This window comes from Pseudomonas cremoricolorata DSM 17059 = NBRC 16634 (assembly GCF_000425745.1).
Lineage (GTDB): Bacteria > Pseudomonadota > Gammaproteobacteria > Pseudomonadales > Pseudomonadaceae > Aquipseudomonas > Aquipseudomonas cremoricolorata.
The window spans coordinates 338,044-356,464 of the sequence record NZ_KE384442.1; the positions used below are offsets into that span (position 1 = coordinate 338,044).

General features: G+C 62.1%; 19 protein-coding genes. 14 read left to right on the top strand and 5 right to left on the bottom strand.

Annotated elements, in window-relative coordinates; genetic code table 11:
- The first annotated feature begins 31 nt into the window (after window positions 1-31).
- The 3 genes from eno (at window position 32) to ispD (ending at window position 2,464) form a co-directional block, all read left to right on the top strand.
- The gene (gene eno / locus H618_RS0120385; RefSeq protein WP_028696820.1) at window positions 32-1,321 is read left to right on the top strand and encodes a phosphopyruvate hydratase; all 1,290 of its coding nucleotides are present in this window, start codon (window positions 32-34) and stop codon (window positions 1,319-1,321) included.
- 157 nt (window positions 1,322-1,478) lie between these two features.
- Window positions 1,479-1,760 carry a cell division protein FtsB gene (gene ftsB / locus H618_RS0120390; protein ID WP_028696821.1) on the top strand — a complete coding sequence of 94 codons (282 nt, stop codon included), beginning with the start codon at window positions 1,479-1,481 and terminating at the stop codon, window positions 1,758-1,760.
- Window positions 1,757-2,464: a 2-C-methyl-D-erythritol 4-phosphate cytidylyltransferase gene (gene ispD, locus H618_RS0120395; protein WP_028696822.1), complete on the top strand. Its 708-nt coding sequence runs from the start codon at window positions 1,757-1,759 to the stop codon at window positions 2,462-2,464. The genes ftsB and ispD overlap by 4 nt, the downstream gene beginning before the upstream one ends.
- A 19-nt stretch (window positions 2,465-2,483) precedes the next feature.
- On the opposite strand, the gene H618_RS0120400 is transcribed toward ispD, so the two are convergent.
- The gene (locus H618_RS0120400; RefSeq protein ID WP_028696823.1) at window positions 2,484-3,380 is read right to left on the bottom strand and encodes a LysR substrate-binding domain-containing protein; all 897 of its coding nucleotides are present in this window, start codon (window positions 3,378-3,380) and stop codon (window positions 2,484-2,486) included.
- 108 nt (window positions 3,381-3,488) lie between these two features.
- On the opposite strand from H618_RS0120400, the gene H618_RS0120405 reads away from it, so the two are divergent.
- The 8 genes from H618_RS0120405 (at window position 3,489) to rpoS (ending at window position 10,649) form a co-directional block, all read left to right on the top strand.
- A complete protein-coding gene (locus H618_RS0120405; RefSeq protein WP_028696824.1) occupies window positions 3,489-4,601 on the top strand; it encodes an S-(hydroxymethyl)glutathione dehydrogenase/class III alcohol dehydrogenase in 1,113 nt (370 codons plus the stop codon).
- Between the two features lie 8 nt (window positions 4,602-4,609).
- Window positions 4,610-5,464, top strand: coding sequence for an S-formylglutathione hydrolase (gene fghA, locus H618_RS0120410; RefSeq protein ID WP_028696825.1), 855 nt, complete (start codon window positions 4,610-4,612; stop codon window positions 5,462-5,464).
- 76 nt (window positions 5,465-5,540) lie between these two features.
- Window positions 5,541-6,014, top strand: coding sequence for a 2-C-methyl-D-erythritol 2,4-cyclodiphosphate synthase (gene ispF / locus H618_RS0120415; RefSeq protein ID WP_028696826.1), 474 nt, complete (start codon window positions 5,541-5,543; stop codon window positions 6,012-6,014).
- Entirely contained in the window at window positions 6,011-7,069 is a 1,059-nt protein-coding gene (gene truD, locus H618_RS0120420) for a tRNA pseudouridine(13) synthase TruD (protein WP_028696827.1), read from the top strand. The genes ispF and truD overlap by 4 nt, the downstream gene beginning before the upstream one ends.
- Entirely contained in the window at window positions 7,057-7,806 is a 750-nt protein-coding gene (surE, locus tag H618_RS0120425) for a 5'/3'-nucleotidase SurE (RefSeq protein ID WP_028696828.1), read from the top strand. Before truD ends, surE begins: the two co-directional genes overlap by 13 nt.
- Window positions 7,807-7,844: 38 nt before the next feature.
- A complete protein-coding gene (locus H618_RS0120430) occupies window positions 7,845-8,483 on the top strand; it encodes a protein-L-isoaspartate(D-aspartate) O-methyltransferase (RefSeq protein ID WP_161628459.1) in 639 nt (212 codons plus the stop codon).
- A gap of 193 nt (window positions 8,484-8,676) precedes the next feature.
- The gene (locus H618_RS0120435; RefSeq protein ID WP_028696829.1) at window positions 8,677-9,531 is read left to right on the top strand and encodes a peptidoglycan DD-metalloendopeptidase family protein; all 855 of its coding nucleotides are present in this window, start codon (window positions 8,677-8,679) and stop codon (window positions 9,529-9,531) included.
- Between the two features lie 110 nt (window positions 9,532-9,641).
- Entirely contained in the window at window positions 9,642-10,649 is a 1,008-nt protein-coding gene (gene rpoS / locus H618_RS0120440; RefSeq protein ID WP_028696830.1) for an RNA polymerase sigma factor RpoS, read from the top strand.
- Between the two features lie 471 nt (window positions 10,650-11,120).
- Here rpoS and fdxA read toward each other — a convergent pair whose 3' ends face one another.
- Together fdxA and mutS are read right to left on the bottom strand one after the other, a co-directional pair.
- A complete protein-coding gene (gene fdxA / locus H618_RS0120445) occupies window positions 11,121-11,444 on the bottom strand; it encodes a ferredoxin FdxA (protein WP_028696831.1) in 324 nt (107 codons plus the stop codon).
- Window positions 11,445-11,727: 283 nt separating this feature from the next.
- Entirely contained in the window at window positions 11,728-14,298 is a 2,571-nt protein-coding gene (mutS, locus tag H618_RS0120450) for a DNA mismatch repair protein MutS (protein ID WP_028696832.1), read from the bottom strand.
- 189 nt (window positions 14,299-14,487) lie between these two features.
- Here mutS and H618_RS0120455 point away from each other — a divergent pair, with 189 nt between their 5' ends.
- The 3 genes from H618_RS0120455 (at window position 14,488) to recX (ending at window position 16,614) form a co-directional block, all read left to right on the top strand.
- A complete protein-coding gene (locus H618_RS0120455; RefSeq protein WP_028696833.1) occupies window positions 14,488-14,970 on the top strand; it encodes a CinA family protein in 483 nt (160 codons plus the stop codon).
- A gap of 100 nt (window positions 14,971-15,070) precedes the next feature.
- Complete coding sequence (gene recA / locus H618_RS0120460) at window positions 15,071-16,138, top strand: recombinase RecA (protein WP_028696834.1); 1,068 nt, start codon at window positions 15,071-15,073, stop codon at window positions 16,136-16,138.
- An 8-nt stretch (window positions 16,139-16,146) separates the two neighbouring features.
- On the top strand, window positions 16,147-16,614 hold the full coding sequence (gene recX / locus H618_RS0120465) for a recombination regulator RecX (protein WP_028696835.1): 468 nt from the start codon (window positions 16,147-16,149) through the stop codon (window positions 16,612-16,614).
- 3 nt (window positions 16,615-16,617) lie between these two features.
- On the opposite strand, the gene H618_RS22020 is transcribed toward recX, so the two are convergent.
- Together H618_RS22020 and H618_RS0120475 are read right to left on the bottom strand one after the other, a co-directional pair.
- Window positions 16,618-17,736: an LOG family protein gene (locus H618_RS22020; protein ID WP_050577370.1), complete on the bottom strand. Its 1,119-nt coding sequence runs from the start codon at window positions 17,734-17,736 to the stop codon at window positions 16,618-16,620.
- Window positions 17,737-17,991: 255 nt separating this feature from the next.
- Window positions 17,992-18,408 (bottom strand): PA3611 family quorum-sensing-regulated virulence factor, encoded by a 417-nt coding sequence (locus H618_RS0120475; protein WP_028696836.1) that lies wholly within the window; start codon window positions 18,406-18,408, stop codon window positions 17,992-17,994.
- Between the last annotated feature and the right edge of the window lie 13 nt (window positions 18,409-18,421).

Genomic DNA, 18,421 nt, shown 5'->3' on the forward strand with positions numbered 1-18,421 from the left:
TGTTTTCGTCAATTCTGGAGTGCTTAGAACAATGGCAAAAATCGTCGACATCAAAGGTCGTGAAGTTCTCGATTCTCGTGGCAACCCCACCGTGGAAGCCGATGTACTGCTCGACAACGGCATCATCGGCAGCGCCTGCGCGCCGTCCGGTGCTTCCACCGGCTCGCGCGAAGCGCTGGAGCTGCGTGATGGCGACAAGAGCCGTTACCTGGGCAAAGGTGTATTGAAGGCCGTCGCCAACATCAACGGCCCGATCCGCGAGCTGCTGCTGGGCAAGGACCCGTCCGACCAGAAAGCCCTCGACCGCGCCATGATCGAACTGGACGGCACCGAGAACAAGGCATCGCTGGGCGCCAACGCCATCCTCGCGGTTTCCCTGGCCGCGGCCAAGGCCGCTGCCCAAGACCAGGACCTGCCGCTGTACGCGCACATCGCCAACCTCAATGGCACCCCAGGCCAGTACTCCATGCCGGTTCCGATGATGAACATCATCAACGGCGGCGAGCACGCTGATAACAACGTCGACATCCAGGAATTCATGGTGCAGCCAGTCGGCGCCAAGACCTTCTCCGATGGCCTGCGCATGGGCACCGAAATCTTCCATCACCTCAAGGCGGTTCTGAAGGCTCGCGGCCTGAACACCGCAGTGGGCGATGAAGGTGGCTTCGCGCCGAACCTGGCCTCCAACGAAGACGCCCTGGGCGCCATCGCCGAAGCCGTGGAAAAAGCTGGCTACAAACTGGGCACCGACGTCACCCTGGCGTTGGACTGCGCGGCGTCCGAATTCTATGAAGACGGCAAGTACAACCTCTCGGGTGAAGGCAAGTCGTTCGACGCCGAAGGCTTCGCCGACTACCTCAAGGGCCTGACCGAGCGTTTCCCGATCATCTCCATCGAAGACGGTCTGGACGAATCCGACTGGGCCGGCTGGAAGATCCTCACCGACAAGATCGGCGAGAAGGTGCAACTGGTCGGCGACGACCTGTTCGTCACCAACACCAAGATCCTCAAGGAAGGCATCGACAAGGGCATCGGTAACTCGATCCTGATCAAGTTCAACCAGATCGGCTCGCTGACCGAAACCCTGGAAGCCATCCAGATGGCCAAGGCTGCCGGCTACACCGCGGTGATCTCGCACCGTTCCGGTGAAACCGAAGACTCGACCATCGCTGACCTGGCCGTCGGTACCGCTGCTGGCCAGATCAAGACCGGCTCGCTGTGCCGTTCCGATCGCGTGTCCAAGTACAACCAACTGCTGCGCATCGAAGAGCAACTGGGTGCCAAAGCGGTTTACCGCGGTCGCGACGAGTTTCGCGGTTGAGCAAGAAGTGGTAAAAGAGGCGGCAACCGAGCGTGCCTGACGTTTTTTCAAGCGATCAGGCACTCATACGGGTTTCTGTCAACGAAGCCTGGCCTTGGCCAGGCTTCGTGCTATCTGAAGCATGCGTCCGCAGCCTTTCGAATCCCTGGATACCTTGATGCGCAGTCCTTACTGGTTGTTCCTCGTTCTGCTCCTGCTGCTGGCCGGCCTGCAGTACCGCCTGTGGGTGGGTAACGGCAGCCTCGCCCAGGTCGCCGAGCTCAAGCAGCAGATCGACGACCAGCACGCCGAGAACGAGCGGCTGCTCGAGCGAAACCGCGTTCTGGACGCTGAAGTGCTGGAACTGAAAAAGGGCATGGAGACCGTCGAAGAGCGCGCTCGGCATGAGCTGGGGATGGTCAAGGAGGGTGAAACCCTCTACCAGTTGCCGCAGAAATGAGCACTCCGATGCCGACCTTCTGGGCCGTGATTCCGGCTGCGGGCGTGGGCGCGCGGATGGCTGCCGACAGGCCCAAGCAGTACCTGCCGCTAGGCACCCGCACACTGATCGAACATACCCTCGACTGCTTCCTCGACCACCCCCTGCTCAAGGGGGTGGTGGTCAGCGTTGCCGAAGACGACCCATTCTGGCCAAGCCTGGGCTGCGCCCGCGACCCGCGCGTGCAGCGCGCCAAGGGCGGACAGGAACGCGCCGATTCGGTGCTCAACGCCCTGTTGCTGCTGCATGCTCAAGGCGCCGCAGACGACGACTGGGTGCTGGTCCACGATGCCGCACGGCCAAACCTTGCCCGCGATGACCTGGACAAATTACTGACCGAGCTGGCCGACGATGCGGTCGGCGGGCTGCTTGCAGTGCCGGCCAAAGACACACTCAAGCGCGCTGACGCGCACGGACGGGTGAGTGCCACGGTAGATCGCAGCACCATCTGGCAGGCCTACACCCCGCAGATGTTCCGCCTCGGCATGCTGCACCGGGCACTGGCCGAGTGCCTGGTGTCGGAGGTGAAGGTGACCGATGAGTCGTCTGCCATCGAATGGGCCGGGCATGCGCCACGGCTGGTCGAGGGGCGCAGCGACAACCTCAAGGTGACCCGGCCCGAGGATCTGGAATGGCTGCGCCAACGCTGGGCTGGCCGGCGCTGATCCATTCTCGGGCGATGGCTCAGCCTTGGCGATACTCTGGCAGCTCCGCCAGACCTTCTTTCAGGTAATCCACCAGACGCCGTACCTTCGGTGACAAGTGCCGTTGCTGTGGGTATAGCGCCCACACCGCGGTATTGGGCGGCTGATGGGCGTGCAGCAGCGATACCAGCGCGCCACTGCGCAGGTGTTCCAGCACGTAATAATCAGGTAGCTGGGCCAGCCCCATGCCCTGCAATGCAGCGTCGAGCACCGCCTGGCCGCTGTTGCAGCGCCAGTTGCCTTGCACGCGCTGACTCAGTTCGCGACCCTCCTGTTGCAACACCCAGATGTCCGAGCTGCCGATCAGGCAGTTATGCCTGGCCAGCTCAGACAGGCTGTGCGGCCGTCCGTAGCGCTCCAGGTACGCGGGTGACGCGCAAACGTACATGCGCCGCGGCGCCAGACGGCTGGCCACCAGCCGTGAGTCCTGCAGGCGACCCAGGCGAATGGCCAGGTCCATGCCTTCGTGCAGCAGGTCGAGTGTGCTGTTGCTCAGTTCCACCTCGATGCGTAGCTGCGGATAGTGCGCCATGAAGCGGGTCACCAGCGGCACGATGAAGCGCTCGCCATAGGCCACCGCGCAGGTCATGCGCAGCAGACCCTTGGGCTCGCTGGCCAGATCGCCCATCGCCCGCAGCGCTTCCTCGCGACCGTCCTGCAGACGCTGGCAATGATGCAGAAACGTCTGCCCGGCCTCGCTCAGCGTGACCCGACGGGTGCTGCGATACAGCAGGCGCGTCTGCAAGCGTTCCTCGAGCCGGGCGATCTGCCGACTCACATGCGATGACGACACGCCAAGGCGCTCGGCAGCGGCGGTGAATTGCCCGGACTCGGCTACCGCCACGAATTCGTCGATGCCTTCCCAGCGACTGCTCATGGATTATCCCTGTACAGCAAGAATGTTTTGTTTGTGGCCGGATTATTCATCAAAGCCAGGTGAATTACACTCCGAGGCTGAACTGACCCCTCCCTGGAGAGCTTTTTGATGATCAAGTCCCGCGCTGCCGTAGCCTTCGAAGCCAAGAAACCCCTGGAGATCGTCGAAGTCGACGTGGCCATGCCCAAGGCTGGCGAAGTGCTGTTGCGGGTGGTCGCCAGCGGCGTCTGCCATACCGATGCCTACACCCTCTCGGGCGCTGACCCGGAAGGTATCTTCCCCTCCATCCTCGGCCACGAAGGCGGCGCCATCGTTGAAGCCATTGGCGAGGGCGTGACCTCGGTGGCCGTCGGCGACCACGTCATCCCGCTGTACACCCCTGAATGTGGCCAGTGCAAATTCTGCCGCTCGGGCAAGACCAACCTGTGCCAGGCCATTCGCGCCACCCAGGGCAAGGGTCTGATGCCGGACGGCACCACGCGTTTCTCGTACAAAGGCCAGCAGTTGTTCCATTACATGGGCACCTCGACGTTCTCCGAGTACACCGTGCTGCCGGAAATCTCCGTGGCCAAGATTCAGAAAGAAGCGCCGCTTGAGAAAGTCTGCCTGCTCGGCTGCGGTGTCACCACCGGCATTGGCGCGGTCCTCAACACCGCCAAGGTCAAGCCCGGTGACACCGTTGCCGTGTTCGGCCTGGGCGGCATTGGCCTGTCGGCGATCATCGGCGCGGTCAAGGCCAAGGCCTCGCGCATCATCGCCATCGACATCAACCCGGCCAAGTTCGAAATCGCCAAGCAGCTCGGCGCTACCGACTGCATCAACCCCAAGGAATACGACCGCCCGATCCAGGAAGTCATCGTCGACCTCACCGACGGCGGTGTGGACTTCTCCTTCGAGTGCATCGGCAACGTGCAACTGATGCGTGCGGCGCTGGAGTGCTGCCACAAGGGCTGGGGTGAGTCGGTGATCATTGGCGTGGCCGGTGCCGGCCAGGAAATCGCCACCCGTCCGTTCCAGCTGGTGACCGGTCGCGTCTGGCGCGGTTCGGCGTTCGGTGGCGTGCGTGGTCGCAGCGAGCTGCCAAGCTACGTCGAGATGTCCGAGAAGGGCGAGATTCCGCTGGATACCTTCATCACCCACACCATGGGTCTGGAAGACATCAACAAGGCTTTTGACCTGATGCACGAAGGCAAGAGCATCCGCAGCGTGATCCACTTCTGAGGTCTGCCATGAGCCTGGAAAATATCTCCTGTCAGAAAAGTTTCGGTGGCTGGCACAAGCGTTACCGGCACAGCTCCAAGGTGCTCGGCTGCGACATGGTGTTCGCGGTCTATCTGCCGCCACAGGCCGAGCAGGGCGAGAAACTGCCCGTGCTGTACTGGCTCAGCGGCCTGACCTGCACCGACGAAAACTTCATGCAGAAGGCCGGCGCCCAGCGCCTGGCTGCCGAGCTGGGCCTGATCATCGTCGCACCGGACACCAGTCCGCGTGGCGATCAGGTGCCTGATGATCCGGACAACGCCTGGGACTTCGGCAAAGGCGCAGGTTTCTACGTCAATGCCACCCAGCAGCCGTGGGCACAGCACTACCGCATGCACGATTACGTGGTCGATGAGCTGCCAGCGTTGATCGAGGCGCACTTCCCGGCCTCGCAACAGCGCAGTATCAGCGGCCATTCCATGGGCGGACACGGGGCGTTGGTCTGCGCCTTGCGCAACCCGGGGCGTTATCAGTCGGTGTCGGCGTTCTCGCCGATCAGCAACCCGATGGATTGCCCGTGGGGCGAGAAGGCGCTGTCGCGCTATCTGGGTGAAGACCGTGCACGCTGGCGTGAGTGGGATGCCAGTGTGTTGCTGGCCGAGACCCCGTCCGGGCAGTGTCCGGCGCTTCTGGTCGACCAGGGCGATCGCGATGATTTCCTCGACAACCAGCTCAAGCCCCATGCCCTGGAGCAGGCCGCGCGTAAAGGCGGCCATAGCCTGACCTTGCGTCTGCAACCTGGCTATGACCACAGCTACTTCTTCATCGCCAGCTTCATCGACGAGCACCTGCGCCACCATGCCGTGGCCCTGGGCCGCGTCTGAGCACAGGTGTGCTGCTAGACCCACACCGCTGCAAAGCGGGTAGAATCACGCCCTGACTTAATCGGGGCGTTTTTCTATGCGTATTGGCCATGGCTACGATGTGCACCGTTTCACCGACGGCGACTTCATTACCTTGGGTGGGGTGAAGATCGCCCACCGCTTCGGATTGCTGGCGCACTCGGACGGTGATGTGCTGTTGCACGCGCTGAGCGACGCCTTGCTCGGCGCGGCTGCACTGGGCGATATCGGCAAGCATTTCCCTGACACCGACCCACAGTTCAAGGGTGCCGACAGCCGTGTGCTGTTGCGCCATGTGCTGAAGATCGTGCACGCCAAGGGCTGGAAGGTCGGCAATGTCGACGCCACCATCGTTGCCCAGGCCCCGAAGATGGCGCCGCACATCGAGGCCATGCGCCAATGCATCGCCGCTGATCTGCAGGTCGAGCTGGACCAGGTCAACGTCAAGGCCACCACCTCTGAAAAACTGGGCTTCACTGGCCGTGAGGAGGGCATCGCCGTGCACGCGGTCGCCCTGTTGCTGTCGGCATGACCGAACTCGAACTGCTGGGCCCGCGCGCAACCGGCGAGGCTCTCGGCACGGCGGTGCTCAAGGCCGTGGCCGAGGATTTCCAGGTCGACGAGGTACTCGACATTCCGCTTTCGGGGCAGGGCGAGCATCTGTGGCTGTGGGTGGAAAAACGCGACCTCAACACCGAAGAAGCCGCTCGCCGGCTGGCCCGCGCCGCAGGCGTGCCGGTCAGGTCGATCAGCTACGCCGGCCTCAAGGACCGCCAGGCGCTGACCCGTCAGTGGTTCAGCCTGCACTTGCCGGGCAAGGCCGATCCCGACCTTTCGCGCGCGCAAGACCAGACCCTGCGCATCCTCAAGCAGACCCGCCATCAGCGGAAGTTGCAGCGCGGCGCCCACGCGGCCAATGGTTTTACCTTGCGCCTGACCGCACTTCAGGCCGATCGCCAGGCCCTCGATGCCCGCCTGGAGCTGCTCAAGGCGCAAGGCGTGCCGAACTACTTCGGCGCCCAGCGCTTCGGCTTCGCCGGCGGCAACGTGCACGACGCCCTGGATTGGGCGCAGCGTCAGGCTTTGCCTGAACAGCGCAACACCCGCTCGCGGCTGCTCTCGGCGGCACGCAGCTACCTGTTCAACCAGGTGCTCGCCGCGCGCGTGGCCGACGGCACCTGGCAACAGGCCCAGGTCGGTGACCTGCTGGCCTTCACCGACAGCCGCAGCTTCTTCATGGCCGGCGAGGCTGAATGCGTCGATCCGCGCCTGGCGATTCTCGACCTGCATCCCACCGGCCCGTTGTGGGGCATGGGCGAAACACCGGCAGGCGGAGCCGCTGCAGCACTCGAGCGCGCCACGGCCGACGCGCACGCGGCGTTGTGCCAGTGGCTGGCGCGTGCGGGCATGGATCACGAACGGCGTATCCTGCGGCTCCCTATTGGCCGCCTGACGTGGCATTATCCCGAGCCTGATCTCCTGCAACTGGAATTCGTCCTGCCGGCCGGATGCTTCGCCACCGTGGTGGTGCGTGAACTTGTCGATCTGGTGCCAGCGGGGCAGACGGACAGCCCATGCGTATTCTGATTTCCAACGACGACGGTGTAACAGCACCGGGCCTGGCGGCGCTGCACGCTGCGCTGGCCGATTACGCCGAATGCGCGGTGATCGCCCCTGAGCAAGATAAAAGCGGCGCCGGCAGCTCGCTGACCCTCGACCGGCCGCTGCACCCGCAGCGCCTGGCCAATGGCTTCATCAGCCTCAATGGCACTCCGACCGACTGCGTGCACCTGGGTCTGAACGGGCTGCTCGAACAGACGCCGGACATGGTCGTCTCGGGCATCAACCTGGGCGCCAACCTGGGCGATGACGTGCTGTATTCCGGCACTGTCGCAGCGGCCCTGGAGGGGCGCTTCCTCGGCGGCACCTCGCTGGCGTTCTCGTTGCTGTCGCGCCAGCCCGACAACCTGCCGTGCGCCGCCTACATCGCTCGGCGTCTGGTCGAGGCGCAGGCACGCCTGAGCCTGCCTGCGCGTACCGTACTCAACGTCAACATTCCCAACCTGCCGCTCGATCACATCCGCGGCATCCGCCTGACCCGCCTGGGCCATCGGGCGCGGGCCGCGGCACCGACCAAGGTGGTCAACCCGCGCGGCAAGGAAGGCTACTGGATCGCGGTGGCCGGCGACGCCGAGGATGGCGGGCCCGGCACCGACTTCCATGCCGTGATGCAGGGCTACGTGTCGATCACGCCGTTGCAGCTCGATCGCACCTTCAGCGATGCCTTCGAGCCGCTGCAAGGCTGGTTGGAGGGCGTGCTCTGATGCGTGAGCAGGACGATCTGATGCGCCGTGGAATCGGCATGACTTCCCAGCGCACCCGTGAGCGCTTGATCCAGCGTTTGAGCGAGGAGGGGGTCAGCAACCCCAAGGTGCTCGAAGTGATTCGCCGCACGCCTCGTCACCTGTTCGTCGACGAGGCCCTGGCGCATCGCGCCTATGAAGACACCGCGCTGCCCATCGGCCATAACCAGACCATCTCGCAGCCGTATATGGTCGCGCACATGAGCGAGGTATTGCTGCAGGACGGTCCGCTCGACAAAGTCATGGAAATCGGCACCGGTTCGGGCTACCAGACGGCGATTCTCGCGCAGCTGGTCGAGCGTGTGTTTTCGGTCGAGCGCATCAAGAGCCTGCAGGATCGAGCCAAGGAACGCCTGGTCGAGCTGAACCTGCGCAATGTGGTGTTTCGCTGGGGCGATGGCTGTGAGGGCTGGCCGGCACTGGCACCTTACAACGGCATCATCGTCACGGCGGTCGCCAGTGAAGTGCCGCAGGCGCTGCTCGATCAGCTGGCGCCAGGTGGGCGCCTGGTGATTCCGGTAGGGCCGGCAGGCGAGGTGCAGCAACTGCTGTTGATCGTGCGTGAAGAGCATGGCTTCTCACGCACGGTACTCGGCACCGTGCGCTTCGTGCCGCTGGTCAATGGCCCGATAGCCTGAGCCCGGCGACAGGATTTTTTCCCGCGAAGGCGAATTCTCGACGGGCCACCCTGTCTATCTGGCGTGTAGCTGCCAGACTACGGTCCGACGTGGCCCACGTTTCAGCCTCAGGGCTCGGCTGGGCAGAGATACAATCACAACATCATTGCCTGTGTTTTGGCATTTCATTTTGGCAGGGTGAGGGGAGCGGCGGGTGGTTCACACAGTCATGCGGCAGCGCAGGGAACGGGCGGGATTCAAACTTCTGGTGATTGCGCTGGCCATGGGGACGTTGCTCGCCGGTTGTTCCAGCACCAGCTCCAACAGTGCGCGCGTGGTCGACCGCAACAGCGCTGCCGCAGCCAAGCGCCCCGCCGTTACTTCCGGTCAATATGTCGTCAAGCCTGGCGACACGCTGTTCTCCATCGCCTTCCGCTACGGCTGGGACTACAAAGAGCTGGCCGCGCGCAACGGCATCGCTGCGCCCTATACCATCCGCCCGGGGCAGGCCATACGCTTCAGCAGCGGTTCGGGTGCCACCACTGTGGTGACGAGCCCGTCGTCTTCCAGCAAAACCACTGTCACTCGCCGCCCGGCAGGCGCCGCAGCCCCCGCGCCGACTGTCACCAAAACGACATCTACGCCATCTTCGAGCACGACCACGACAGTCACTCAGGTGCCTGCTGCAGAGCGCACCGCAGGCGGCTGGATGTGGCCGGCCAATGGCGTGGTGATCGGTAAATTCGCTTCAAACGGTAGTTTGAATAAAGGCATTGATATCGCCGGTGATTTGGGACAGCCTGTTTTTGCTGCGTCGAGCGGTTCGGTCGTTTACGCCGGTAGTGGTCTGCGCGGTTACGGCGAACTGATCATCATCAAGCACAGCGACACCTACGTCAGCGCCTACGGACATAACCGCAGGCTTTTGGTTCGGGAAGGGCAGCAGGTCAAGGCGGGGCAGACGATTGCTGAAATGGGCTCTACGGGTACCGACCGTGTGAAACTGCATTTTGAAATTCGCCGTCAGGGTAAACCCGTCGATCCGCTACAATTCTTGCCACGCCGTTGATTGTTGTACCTGGCCTGTTCCTTGGAGATCAAATGGGGACAGGCTCCAGTACTACCAGGGATAGAGGTGGTGCTCGAGTCTGAGTTCGAACTCAGCAAAGGACTATAACAATGGCTCTCAGTAAAGAAGTGCCTAGGTTTGACATCGACGATGACGTACTCCTGATGGAGACCGGCATCGTTTTGGAAACGGATGTGGTGTCAGACGAACCTGCTGTATCTTCGGTTCGGACCAAGTCGAAACAGAGCGCTACGCTCAAGCAACACAAGTACATCGATTACAGTCGGGCGCTCGACGCTACCCAGCTGTACCTCAATGAAATCGGTTTTTCTCCGCTGCTCACCCCCGAGGAAGAAGTCCATTTTGCGCGTTTGTCGCAAAAGGGTGATCCGGCTGGGCGCAAGCGCATGATCGAAAGCAACCTGCGGCTGGTGGTCAAGATCGCCAGGCGTTACGTCAATCGCGGGCTGTCGCTGCTCGACCTGATCGAAGAAGGCAACCTGGGCCTGATCCGCGCCGTCGAAAAATTCGACCCCGAACGCGGCTTCCGCTTTTCGACCTACGCCACCTGGTGGATTCGTCAGACCATCGAACGGGCGATCATGAATCAGACACGTACGATTCGTTTGCCGATTCACGTGGTCAAAGAGCTCAACGTCTACCTCAGGGCCGCTCGCGAGCTGACCCAGAAACTCGATCACGAACCCTCCGCTGAAGAAATCGCCACGTTGCTGGAAAAGCCGGTGGCTGAAGTCAAGCGCATGCTCGGTCTCAACGAGCGCGTTTCCTCCGTCGATGTGTCGCTCGGCCCTGATTCAGACAAGACCCTGCTCGACACCCTCACCGACGACCGTCCAACCGACCCGTGCGATCTGCTACAGGACGACGACCTGTCGCGCAGCATCGATCAGTGGTTGGGCGAGCTGACCGAGAAACAACGGGAAGTGGTGATCCGCCGCTTCGGCCTGCGCGGCCATGAAAGCAGCACCCTCGAGGACGTTGGCCTGGAGATTGGCCTGACCCGAGAGCGTGTGCGGCAGATTCAGGTCGAGGGGCTCAAGCGTCTGCGTGAGATCCTTGAAAAGAATGGGCTCTCCAGCGAGTCGCTGTTCCAGTAAACGTACATGGGTAGGCCACAAGCCCCGATCCGTTCGGGGCTTTTTATTGGCCAGTGAAAAATCCTGCACTGCATCCGCTTACTGGCGCTGCGTGTAAGCATTTTCCTAGTCGTTCTGTAAGTCGTTGAACGCTCCACGGGTAAATTACAGCGCCATACAGCTGGGGATTTTTCCTAAGTCTATGAAAAATATAGATTTTTAAGGTGTTTGTTTCTGTGTCAGCTGTATTGTTTTGAGAGACATGCCGATTGTGCAGACGCTGGGAAACGTTACTATCTGCACTGTGTCTACGGACAGGCACAGGCCCTTAGGGAAAAGAGCCAAGGACGTCGCGGGATGCGACTCATCAGGATGATGATAGGAATACAGGGAAAATGGAGAAAATGTGGGCGGGTAACTCCGCCCCTTTTTTTTGCCCGGTAAAAACTGAAAAAGGCCCTTGCGGGCCTTTTTCATGTCGACATGGGCGTGTCAGCGTTCAAGATCGCTAACTTTGCCAGTCTTGCCATCCCACTCGGCGGCATCAGGCAGAGCGTCTTTCTTCTCGGTGATGTTGGGCCAGATTTCCGCCAGCTCGGCATTCAGCTCGATGAAGTTCTCCATGCCGGCAGGAATTTCATCTTCCGAGAAGATGGCCTGCGCGGGGCACTCGGGCTCGCACAGCGCACAGTCAATGCACTCGTCGGGGTGAATGACCAGGAAGTTCGGGCCTTCGTAAAAGCAGTCCACCGGGCAGACTTCTACGCAGTCGGTGTACTTGCACTTGATGCAGTTGTCGGTGACGACGAAGGACATTTCTAATTCTCTCCTCAGGCGACGGCAGCTTGCCCTTCCTTATCGGGGCAGCACGGTTCACGAAATATGGCCGCAGGCCAGGCCAGGCCCCATACGAAAAACCTTGATACTCGTTCATGCTGCGTTGAAAACAGCCTCGCAATGCTCATGTACACCCGTACACTGCGCTTGCTCGGCTGTTTTCGCCTTGCCTGACCTTCGTCTCAAGACTTTTCATACGGCGCCTAATAACCTGCGGCACTCGCAAACCGCGCCGGATTCTACCAGCTTGCGCGGCGCGGCGTTATAACAGGTTTTTAAGTTGATATAGCATTTCGATAGCTTGACGCGGGGTGGTGTTGTCCAGATCCAGCTTGCCCAGTTTGTCGATAGCCGGGTGCGGCAGGCTGGCGAACAGATCGCTCTGGTGCGGCGTCTGTGGCTTGGCCGTTCGCGAAGCGACAGGTGCCTCCTGTGGCAGGCTGGCGGTTTCCAGTCGGCCCAGGTGTTCCCGCGCCCGCTGGATGACCTGGCCGGGAACCCCAGCCAACTGGGCTACCGCCAGCCCGTAGCTCTGGCTCGCCGGGCCTGGCAGCACATGGTGCAGGAAGACGATCCGTTCGTTGTGCTCGGTGGCGTTCAGGTGCACGTTGGCCACCAGCGGCTCGCTTTCCGGCAGTACCGTCAGCTCGAAGTAGTGGGTGGCGAACAGGGTATAGGCGCGCAACTGGGCCAGGCGCTCGGCAGCCGCCCAGGCCAGCGACAGACCGTCGAAGGTGCTGGTTCCGCGACCCACTTCGTCCATCAGCACCAGGCTGCGGTCGGTGGCGTTGTGCAGAATATTGGCGGTTTCGCTCATCTCCACCATGAAGGTGGAGCGTCCGCCGGCCAAGTCATCGCTCGAGCCGATGCGGGTGAAAATGCGGTCTACCAGGGACAGCTCACAGCTGGCCGCTGGAACGAAGCTGCCGATATGCGCCATCAGCACGATCAGCGCGGTCTGGCGCATGTAGGTCGACTTACCGCCCATGTTCGGGCCGGTGATGATCAGCATGCGTGTGCTGTCGTCAAGGCTCAGGTCGTTGGCCACGAAGGGGGTGGTCAGGACCTGTTCGACCACCGGGTGGCGGCCTTGCTCGATGCGCAGGCACGGCTCGTCGACGAAGCTCGGGCAGTTCAGGTCGAGGTTCAGTGCGCGCTCGGCCAGGTTGCTCAGCACATCCACTTCAGCCAGGGCCGCAGCGCTGTCCTGCAAGGGCGCGAGGTGTTCGATCAGGGTTTCCAGCAGCGCTTCATACAGCTGCTTTTCCCGCGCCAGCGCGCGGCTCTTGGCCGACAGCGCCTTGTCTTCGAAGGCTTTGAGCTCCGGGGTGATGAAGCGCTCGGCACCCTTGAGGGTCTGCCTGCGGATGTAATCGCCAGGGGCCTGCTCGGCCTGCTTGCTGGGCAGCTCGATGAAATAGCCGTGTACTCGGTTGTAGCCGACCTTGAGGTTGGCCAGGCCCGTACGGGCTTTCTCTCGTGCCTCCAGATCGATCAGGAACTGACCGGCGTTTTCGCTGATGGCCAGCAGGTCGTCCAGTTCGCTGTCGTAACCCACCTTCAACACGCCACCGTCGCGGATAACCGCCGGTGGGTTATCAATGATTGCCCGCTCCAGCAGGCTTGCCAGCTCAGGGTAGGTGCCGGTGATGGCGGCCAGCCGCGCCAGGTGCGGCGCTTCCAGTTCAGACAAGGCATTTTGCAATTCTGGCAGTGCGCCCAGGGCATCGCGCAGGCGCGCCAGGTCGCGCGGCCGCGCATTGCGCAGGCCGATCCGCGCCAGGATGCGCTCGATGTCGCCGATTTCCTTGAGCTGCGGCTGCAGCTTTTCAAAGCGGAAGCCGTCGAGCAGGCAGCGGATCGACTCTTGCCGAGCCTTGAGTACTTTGGGGTCGCGCAATGGGCGGTTCAGCCAGCGCGACAGCAGGCGGCTGGCCATGGCCGTCTGGCAGCGGTCGATCACCGACTGCAGCGTGTTGTCACGGCCACCTGCCAGGTTGATGTCCAGCTCCAGGTTGCGCCGGCTGGCACCATCGAGAATGACCGTGTCGTCCAGGCGCTCATGGCGCAGGCTGCGCAAGTGCGGCAGGGTGGTGCGCTGGGTTTCCTTGGCGTAGGTCAGCAGGCAGCCGGCAGCACCGATGGCCAGGGTCAGCTTGTCGCAGCCAAAGCCCTTGAGGTCTTTGGTCGCGAACTGCTGGCACAAGCTCTTGCGCGCCGAGTCCCGGTCAAAATCCCACGGCGCCCGGCGCCGAGCGCCGCGGCGTTTCTCTGCCGGCAAGCCCTGCGGCCAGTCGTCCGGAAACAGCAGCTCCACCGGGTTGATGCGCTCGAGCTCGGCGAGCAGGTTTTCCCAGCCCTTGATCTCCTGCACCGAGAAACTGCCGCTGGTGATGTCCAGCACCGCCAGGCCAAACAGCCGTTCATCGCCCAGCAGCGCGGCAATGAGGTTGTCGCGTCGCTCGTCGAGCAACGCTTCGTCGCTGACCGTACCTGGGGTGATGATGCGCACCACCTGGCGTTCCACCGGGCCCTTGCTGGTCGCAGGGTCACCGATCTGCTCGCAGATCACCACCGACTCGCCCAGCTTGACCAGCTTGGCCAGATACCCTTCTACCGAGTGGAAGGGAATGCCGCACATGGGAATCGACTGACCCGCTGACTGCCCACGCGCTGTCAGCGTGATGTCCAGCAATTTGGCGGCCTTCTTCGCATCTTCGTAGAAGATCTCGTAGAAGTCGCCCATGCGATAGAACATCAGCTGGTCCGGGTGCTGATTCTTCAGTCTCCAGTACTGCTGCATCATGGGGGTGTGTGCGGTGAGGTCGGACATTCAAGGGCCTTACAGCGGTGATTCGGTGGGCTTGGATGAAGGTCGCGAATGTTACAGACTTTTCGCGCCGGCTGCAGGGACGTGGCGCTGCTAGATGCGCGCCGGCAGCGACTGCAACCAAGCCCGGTAGCGCTTGTCTGAGCAGGCAGGAGTGATAGGGTAGCCCGATTCCCTTCAGGAGCATTGGCCGTGGATGCCATCACGTTACTGAGCACGCGTCTGGGTGAGCACCTGCAGCGCTTGAAGGCTCAGGTCGCAACCGCCGAATCCTGCACCGGTGGCGGTATCGCCGAGGCGATCACCCGCGTACCTGGCAGTTCTGCATGGTTCGAAGCCGGTTACGTCACCTATTCCAACCAGCAGAAAACCCGTCAGTTGGGCGTACCCGCGGCGTTGTTCGAGCAGGTCGGTGCGGTCAGCCAGGAGGTCGTCGAAGCCATGGTGCGCGGCGCCCAGGCCGCCAGTGGTGCGCGCTTCGCGGTGGCGGTGAGTGGTGTGGCCGGCCCCGGCGGCGGTTCGCCGAGCAAGCCGGTGGGTACGGTGTGGCTGGCCTGGGGCGATGGCGCTCGGGTGCACACTCAACGACACCAGTTCGACGGTGACCGCGACGCTGTGCGCGAGCAGTCGGTGCGTGCAGCGCTAGACGGCTTGTTACAGCTTGGCGTCGAGTAAATCACGGGCGGGGGTATGCGGAACTGCATCCCTGTGAAATAATACTGGCTACTTATACAGTGTATGGCCATCAGGGCCAGTCGATCACGTGAGGATTTCAATGGACGACAACAAGAAGCGCGCCTTGGCTGCGGCCCTGGGTCAAATCGAACGTCAGTTTGGCAAAGGCGCAGTCATGCGCATGGGCGACCATGAGCGTCAGCGTATTCCCGCCATTTCCACCGGCTCGCTGGGCCTGGACATCGCGCTGGGCATCGGCGGCCTGCCAAAGGGCCGTATCGTCGAGATCTACGGTCCGGAGTCGTCGGGTAAAACCACGCTGACCCTGTCGGTCATCGCCGAAGCACAACGCGCTGGCGCCACCTGCGCCTTCGTCGATGCCGAACACGCGCTTGATCCGGAATATGCCGGCAAGCTGGGCGTCAATGTCGACGATCTGCTGGTCTCGCAGCCTGACACCGGTGAGCAGGCGCTGGAAATTACCGACATGCTGGTGCGTTCCAACGCGGTCGATGTGATCATCGTCGACTCCGTGGCGGCACTGGTGCCCAAGGCCGAGATCGAAGGCGAGATGGGCGACATGCACGTGGGTCTGCAAGCGCGCCTGATGTCTCAGGCTCTGCGCAAGATCACCGGTAACATCAAGAACGCCAACTGCCTGGTGATTTTCATCAACCAGATCCGTATGAAGATCGGCGTCATGTTCGGCAGCCCGGAAACCACCACCGGTGGTAACGCGTTGAAGTTCTACGCGTCGGTACGTCTGGACATTCGCCGAACGGGCGCGGTCAAGGAAGGCGACGAGGTCGTGGGCAGTGAAACCCGTGTCAAGGTCGTCAAGAACAAGGTTTCTCCGCCGTTCCGTCAGGCCGAGTTCCAGATTCTCTACGGCAAAGGCATCTACCGGAACGGCGAGATCATCGACCTGGGTGTCTCTCAAGGCCTGGTCGAGAAGTCCGGTGCCTGGTACAGCTACCAGGGCAACAAGATTGGCCAGGGCAAGGCCAACGCTGCCAAGTACCTGGCCGAGAATCCGGCCATCGGCTCGGAAATCGAGAAGCAGATCCGTGACAAACTGCTCAATGTCGGCGCAGTCGCTGAAGCAGGCAAGGCTGCAGCGCAAACCGCGGATGCCAGCGATGTGGCTGATGCCGAGGCAGGTCACTGAGTCAACGTATGACTGTTGTGCTGGACACTCCTGTCGCCGTACGGCGCACCGCCATGGACCTGCTTGCACGCAGAGAGCATGGCCGGGTCGAGCTGACGCGCAAGCTGCGTCAGCGGGGGGCCAGCGATGAGCTGATCGAGCTCGCACTCGATCGGCTCGCCGAAGAGGGGCTTCTCAGCGAAGCCCGTTATTTGGAGAGCTTCATCCGCTACAAGTCCAACGCCGGTTATGGTCCTGCACGCATTCGTGAGGATCTCGGCCAGCGCGGCCTGGACCGAGCCGATGTCGAGCAGGCGTTACGAGAATCTGGGGTGCACTGGTCAGAGAAGCTGCGGGAGGTATGGCAGCGTAAATTCTCTGGGCAACTGCCTGAAGATGCACGTAGCCGCGCCCAGCAAACTCGGTTTCTCGCCTACCGCGGCTTCTCGATGGGAATGATCGGCCGTTTGCTCAACGGCCGTGATCTGGACGACTGAACGTCAGCGGGTTCTCAGTACTTCCTGAGCATCATCCTGTAGGACTGGGGCAGCAGGCTGTTCCCAGTTTTCCGCCGTGTTGACGAAGTCGATCAATGCGCGCAGACGCCCTTGATTGCGACCGCCAAAGGCGAAGGTCAGGCGGGTCAACTCCTGGTACTCCTCTGGCTCATTGGCGATGCGGCTATCAGCCGTCTGGCTGAAGCTGCCACTGAGGCGCAGGTCGGCGAACTGTTCCTCGAGTTCACGCAGTGCGTTGTCACTCAATGGGCGGCGCAGGCGAATCATGAACTCGTGTTGCATCCAGCGACTTGAATGGTAGTTGCTGTAAAACTGCTCGATTTCTTCGACCGCCTCTTCGGCGCTGTACACCAGGCGCATCAGTTTTAGGTCGTCGGGCAGGATGTAGTGGTTGTCTTCCAGTTGGCGTTGCAGGAACGCCAGGCAATCCTTCCAGAACGTACCTTGCGGCGAATCCAGCAGCACTACCGGCACCAAGGGGCTCTTGCCAGTCTGAATCAGGGTCAGCACTTCGAGCGCTTCATCCAGTGTGCCGAAGCCGCCGGGGCAAAGCACCAGGGCATCGGCCTCCTTGACGAAGAACAGCTTGCGGATGAAGAAGAAGTGGAATGGCAACAGTTTGTCCGTGCCGTCGACGGTGGCGTTGGCGTGTTGCTCGAAGGGCAGAGTGATGTTGAAGCCCAGGGCGTGGTCACTGCCTGCCCCTTCATGGGCGGCCGCCATGATCCCGCCCCCGGCGCCGGTGATGACCATCATCTCGGAACGGGCGAGCTCGGCACCCAACTCGCGAGCCAGGCTGTACAGCGGATGCTCCAGCGGCGTACGCGCCGAGCCGAACACGGTCACTTTGCGCCTGCCCTTGTAGCGCTGCAGGCTACGAAACGCCTGGTCCAGCTCGCGCAGGGTCTGCAGGGTGATCTTGGCATTCCAGCGGTCGCGGTCGTCATGGGCCATGCGCAGAATGGTCAGCATCATGTCGCGGTACAGCGGCAGGTTGGGGCTGTCCGGGGCGACCTGCTGCAGCTGCAGGTCGAGGCTGCTCAGGTCGATGCCATTGTCGCGGAAATGGCTGAGCAGGTGGTCATTGGGCTGGTAGGGCATTCAAGGTCTCCTTCTGCAGCGGGCAGTGCGGTGCAAGACGAGTCGCTGGAGCTCACTCGCTCAAGGCCGCGTGCCTTCACGATAAGCGCTCTAGTATGCATGCCGAAGGTTGCTGCGGGGAGGTAAGCGTGTGCCGGCTTGCCTGAGAAAGTGGCCTCTGAGCATCGTCGGACGACGTGCATCGAGCGGATTCAAGGCGCTAGCGCAGTGCAGCGCGCCGGGCGCGCCGCACAAAGGCCGGTGGGCGAAGCAGGCTTACTTCTTGCCGGCCATGCCGCAGCTGGCTGCATTGAAGGCCTGGTCGCCGATCTGGCGGTTGGTCTTGTATTCGCTGAAGCGATAGACCATGACCGCGCCCTTTTTCATCAGTTGGCGATAGCCACTGTTGTTGCAAACGCTGGCGCCCAATTGGTCACGGACTTTTTCCGGGCTCATGGCCATTTCCCGAGCCTGACCCTCACGCACGCTGAGGTGGTTGATCAACGCCCGACCCTCGACCGTGTAGCCTTGGTCGAGGATGTCTTCGTTGATGGCGCGAGGCGTGCCTTTGCTGCTTTCCTTGGCGACCTTCTGCAGCTCCTGGTTGAGCTCGTAGTCCTGCTTGGAGGCAGCCTGGGCAGCCAGGGGCAAGGCGAGCAGCAGGCTCAGGGTCGGGACGATAAAACGCAGCATGGGGTTCTCCTGA